The organism is Burkholderiales bacterium (assembly GCA_035560005.1).
Lineage (GTDB): Bacteria > Pseudomonadota > Gammaproteobacteria > Burkholderiales > Eutrophovitaceae > DASRFY01.
This window is the reverse complement of sequence record DATMAN010000046.1, coordinates 1-5,367: the sequence shown is the minus strand read 5'-3', so window position 1 is coordinate 5,367 and position 5,367 is coordinate 1. Positions and strand designations below refer to the sequence as shown.

At 64.4% G+C, this 5,367-nt stretch carries 3 protein-coding genes; all 3 read left to right on the top strand.

Annotation, left to right across the window (positions count from 1 at the left end; translation table 11 throughout):
- A partial coding sequence (locus VNM24_06560) for a hypothetical protein (protein ID HWQ38265.1) occupies positions 1–537 on the top strand: 537 nt, incomplete at its 5' end.
- The gene (locus VNM24_06555; protein ID HWQ38264.1) at positions 534–3,404 is read left to right on the top strand and encodes a hypothetical protein; all 2,871 of its coding nucleotides are present in this window, start codon (positions 534–536) and stop codon (positions 3,402–3,404) included. The genes VNM24_06560 and VNM24_06555, both read left to right, overlap by 4 nt.
- Positions 3,405–3,421: 17 nt before the next feature.
- Positions 3,422–5,367, top strand: a 1,946-nt coding sequence (locus VNM24_06550; GenBank protein ID HWQ38263.1) for a hypothetical protein, incomplete at its 3' end; no start/stop codon positions are given.

The window sequence follows — 5,367 nt, the reverse complement described above, 5'->3', positions numbered from 1 at the left end:
TGGGTGGCCCTGACTTGGGCGCTGTGGCGGCTGTGGCGGCGCTGGCGGGCGGTCGAAGGCGCCAATCGGCGCTTGCGCGATTCGTTGGCGATCGTTCTCGGCGCGCTCTGGTTCGGCGTCTCGTTCTGGTACGGCGGCGGGCGCAAGTACTACTACGACTGGCAAATCGAGCGCCTGTGCGCGAAGGACGGCGGGATCAAGGTGTACGAGACGGTGAAGCTGCCGGCGGAGAGGTTTGATAAGTACGGCAATGTTGGCATTCGCAATAAACGATATGCCAAGCCGTCGGATGAGTACTACTTCGAAACCGAAATGCAGTATTACAGGGAAGGGAATCCCTCTCTAGAAAGGACGCGCACCGCGCTCATTCGACGCAGTGACGGGAAAGTCCTCGGAGAGTCAATCCGGTATGCACGCGGTGGCGGTGATCTTCCTGGGCCATGGCATGAGACATCGTTCCATTGTCCGGCGATAGCAATGCCGGGGACGGCGAATCTTGAACAGTCAGTATTCCTGAAAGGGGAGGTTCAGAGATGAACAGCATAGCAATCTATTTTCAACATGCCGAACTCGCTCTCGCGGCGTATTCGAACCTTGCCCCAGGGATGATTCTTGACGATTACGAGGCGGCATTGAGGGACGGTGGCCGCGGCATGTCCCCCACCCAAGCCCAGCGCTTCGCCCAGCGCTGGCGCGTGGCTGCTCCACAAATCAACGACGTGTCGGGCCTATCGGCGACGGTGTTCGAGGAGGTCTTGACCGGAAAGCGCTACCTCGCGATTCGCGGCACGACGCTTTTGGATCTAAGTGATATCACCGCGGATTTGGGCATCTTGCTGCATGGCATTCCGGGTCTTTCGTCGCAGTACCGTGCGCTTTATGAGCAAGTGTTGCGCTGGACGCTCGATGGGACGCTGCCGGGGCGTTTTACGGTCAGCGGTCATTCGCTGGGAGGCTGGCTTGCGGCGGGGCTGGTGAGCGACTTGGGTGCGCCTATCGAGCATGCGTATCTGTTCAACGCGCCGGGTGTTTTGGGTGTGACGGAGACCGTACCGGCGCTTGCGCGGGCGCTGGGTATTGACGCTTGGAGCGGGGATCCTGCCAAGGCTTCCAACCTGCGCGCGGCGGCCGGCGCCTCGCCGATTGCCGGCCTTGGGCTGGCGGTGTCGGCGCCGATTGGGATCGAGATCGAAGCGGCTTCGTTTTTCGATTTTCGGCAAGGCAACCACAGTATCGTGCGCTTGAACGATGCATTGGCGGTGCAGGCGGTGTATGCGGGGCTGGATGCGGCGCTGAGTCTGGAGCAGACCGGGTGGTTGCTGCGTGCGGCCAGTGGCCAGAACGCTCTTACGCTCGAGGCGGCGCTCGATGCTATTCGGCTTGCCCTGCTTGGCGAAGGGGCGGTTGGGGCGTCGCCGAGCACCGAGGGTGATCGGGAACGGCTCTACGGCAACCTCTATGGGCTCGCCGACAGCGCTGCGTACCGGGCGCTGGCCGGTGCGCTGCGGCTGCGCCCGCTTACGCAGCCGGATGCACAAGCGCTTGCGGCGCAGGCCGGCGCCGACTTCGGAAGCTTTCTGGCGCTGAGGTATTTGCTGCCCTTTGTGCTTGAGGGTGCCGGCGGCGTTCTTGCCGATGCGCACGCGGATCTCTATGCGCGCTGGAGTGCCGATCGGGCAAGGCGCGTCGCGGGCGCAGCCGATCTTGAGTTCACCGACAGCTACCTCGCCGACCGTGCGGCGTTTCTTGCGGCGTTGAGCGAGGCGAATGTCATGGATGCCGGTGGCGTGGTGATTCCGGCTCAGCCGGACAACTGGCGCTACGTGGACCTGACGCAAAAGGTGGAAGTGATCGCCTTTGGTCAGGCGCCGGCCTCCATGCGGCGCTGGGCGGTGTTCGGGGGCGAGTCCTCCGACGTCGTCGGTGGCGACGATCAGGCCGACCGGCTCTACGGCGGCCGAGGAAGCGATCTGCTGACCGGAGGCAGGGGCGATGACTACCTCGAAGCCGGCGCGGGGATGGATGTGTATCAGTACACGGCCGCCACGAGTTTGCTGGGAACGCCCTCGAACGACGGTGCCGACGCGATCCGGGACACCGACGGCAGGGGTCTCATTCGCTACAGCTACAGGCAAGCCGGGCTGATTTCCGATGCCGTCAGCAGCCGCGTGATCGCGGGACTGGGGCTGAAGGTGAGCGCCGACGAGTGGCGCAGCCCCGATGGCAAGTTCGTCTATGCGCGCCAGTTCTCGGGCCTGCAACTAAGCATCCGGGGCGACGCCGGAGGCAGCATCCGCATTCTGGATTTCGATTACGGCAAAGCCGCGCAGGAGGGCTATCTCGGCATCCGGCTGCTTGATGCGCCCGGCGATCCGCAGACTGCGACAACGATCCTCGGGGACCTGCAGCCGGTTGATTTCGATCCCGACACGCCCGGGGTGCAGACGCAGACCGATGTTCTGGGCAATGTCATCACCGATCCGAATGCACCCGCGCCCGAGCGGGAGGATGTGCTCTATGACAGTGCAAGCTCGGATTTGATGGTCGGAGCCTGTGGGACGACACGTGTCGGCGAGCCTCGGTCGAGTGGGATCGCGACGCTTGGCGCAAGGGCTTTGCTAATGCTTGCCGTGCTTTCGTTCGGCGTCGTTGCGCAGGAGCCGCCCAGCCCCGCGCCGCTGCCCGTGGAGCAGATGCGGGCGGTGGCTTACACGAAGGAGTTTGCTCGGCGCTTTCGGCTGCCTGAGCCGACACCGGGCAGCGAGCCCTCCGGCGGGCTGCAGGCGATCGAGTTCTTCGTCGAGAAGGGGCCGCCGTGGGCGTCGGAGTTTTATTACTGCATATTCAAGCTTTACGTCGACAGCAACCTGCCGATCGCTTTCCCGCAACCCGGAACGGCGGGAAGCAAGTGGCTGCTTGTTTATGCCAAGCACTTCTTCTTGTGGCCCGATCCGGACAATCGGCGCTGGCTGAGCTTCTCGGAGGCTGACCGCAAGCATCACGCCGATCGCCAGTCGGCCTACGACCGGCTCGCTGCGATTGCGACCCCCGACTTCGAGTTCTTGGCGCGCGGTGCATACGAGGACATCGGTTTTGACGAGTACTACCGGGAGCTCTTTCCGGGGCTCAGCTACGTTCAGCTTTCGACCGGCTGCTTTTCCGAACGCAAGCTCTCGCGCCGCCCCGAATGGCAACTCTGGTTGAAGAAGGAAGGCGGGCGCGACTATCGGCGGCAGCTGCGCATTCACCCGGAGGATTTCCTGAAGTTCACGATTCCGCGGCAGCTGCTTGCGCGGGTGGTGGAGTTCAGCGCGCAGGCGGACCGCTACAACGCGGTCGTGCGCGAACACGAGTACAAGCTCCAGCGCGAGCGCGCCGCGCGATCGGGCGCGCAAACGAAATAAGGGGCAAGGAGGCGATCATGCCTGCACTGAACGTTCTGGCGAGACTGAGCGAGCTGGTGTACCTGCCCGATGCAGGTGGCAGTGTCCTGGTCCAAGAGAACTCTCCGTGGACCGTCTTTCGCACCTCCATTCAGCTGGGGATTGGGCTCGGGACCGGCTATTTTGGGGCGGCGTATCTCAACCGCGCTTCGCGCGAGATCGTCTTTGCCCACCGCGGCATGCAGTTGAGCGAAGGCGACGACGTTCGCGCGGTGCTCGAATCGAATGTGGGCCGAGCGCCGCGACAGTATGCCGATGCTGTTGGGTTCTACGACCAAGTGGTGCAAATTGCCGGCCGCGAAAACCTAGGCACATTTGCCCGCTTCCAGACCGGCCATTCCCTGGGCGGTGGGCTGGCGAATCTGATGGGTGCAACGACCGCCGAGCGTACCGTCGGGTTCAACGCGATCGGGGTAAGGAGTGCCTTGGCGGAACTCGGTCTTGATCCGAATGCCGCCTATCCGCACATCAGCAACGTGAGCGCGCTCTACGATCCGGCGCGCCTGGTCGGCGAGCCGATCGGCACCCAACGGGACGTAGCGGTGTCCTCGATTCCGTTCGTTCCGGATCGGTTTGAGCCGCTGGTTGTGTTTGGGATTGCGGTGCTGCTCAAGTTTCCACTGCTTCGCCTCGCCACGCCGACGGCCTATGGCTACAGCCAGCACAGTATCCGGAATATGGTCAAGACGCTCTCGGGTCTCGGGGCGACCGAGCTTCGCGACCTTGTGCCTGGCCTTGAGCTTTTGCCCGATGGGCAGAGCCTCACCGGGCCGTGGACGCCCGAGTGGTCGGACCTGACGCGGGCGATCGAGGCCTCGACCGGGCTGAGGGCGGCGCTTGAGCGTGAACAGTTCAACGACGCGCTCGATCTAACGGGTTCGCAGCTGCGTCGGGAGCAGACGGTGGCCCTCGAACACCCGGTCGCCTATCTCGGCTCGAGCGGTCCGGATTTCATGGCGGGAGCAAACGGCAACGATTTGCTCAGAGGCGGAGCGAGCGCGGATGTGCTGTTCGGCGACGACGGTGCCGACCGCTTGTTCGGCAATGCGGGCGACGATTTTCTGATCGGGGGTGCGGGGCGCGATACGTACGTGTTTGCCTCCGGTGACGGGGCCGACACGGTCATTGACGCCGAGGGCGCCGCAGCGCTCGTTCGCAGCGGCGCGAAGCTTGCTCTCGGGGTGAAAGTATCGGAGGGCGTCTGGCGTGATCCGCATGCTGCGGCGGGGGCAACGTATGCGCGAGCGGGGACTGACCTGCGGATTACATTCGCCGACAATGCTTCGGACTCGATCACGCTCAAGGACTTCGACTTCGCCAAAGCCGCGCGGGAAGGTTATCTCGGCATCCGGCTGATTGACGCCCCCGCGGCGCCCACGGGAGAGGTGCGTACTTTTCTTGGCGACAAGCAGGACTACGACGGCAATCCTTCGGAGCCAGGGGTGCAGACGCAGACCGATGCCTTCGGCAACACGGTGCGTGCCGACGGTCAGGGCGGGCGGCGGGATCTTGAGCTGGCGGACCGAGCGGATCTTTTCTACGGCTCGGGTGCGGACGAAGTCGAGAAGTTCCTCACCGCGGGCGGCGACGATGCGGTGAACGCCGACGGCCCGTTGAGCGGTGCCTCTGCCGCGGGCGGCAGGGATCTTGTGGAGACGGGTGCGGGCCGCGACGTGGTGGCCGCGGGCGCAGGCGATGACTGGGTGGAGGGAGGAGCCGAGGGCGACATCCTCACCGGGAACGCGGGCAACGATGTGCTGTTTGCCGACACGAGCGACGGCCGGACGCTCACGATCGAGGGCGCGATCGCCGCGGGCGAAGCGGGGATCCAGGCCCCCGGGTCGGGGGACATTTTGTCGGGCGATGCCGGAGATGATGTGCTGCTTGGCTCGGCGGGCGCCGATCTTTTCCTTGGCGGCGAAGG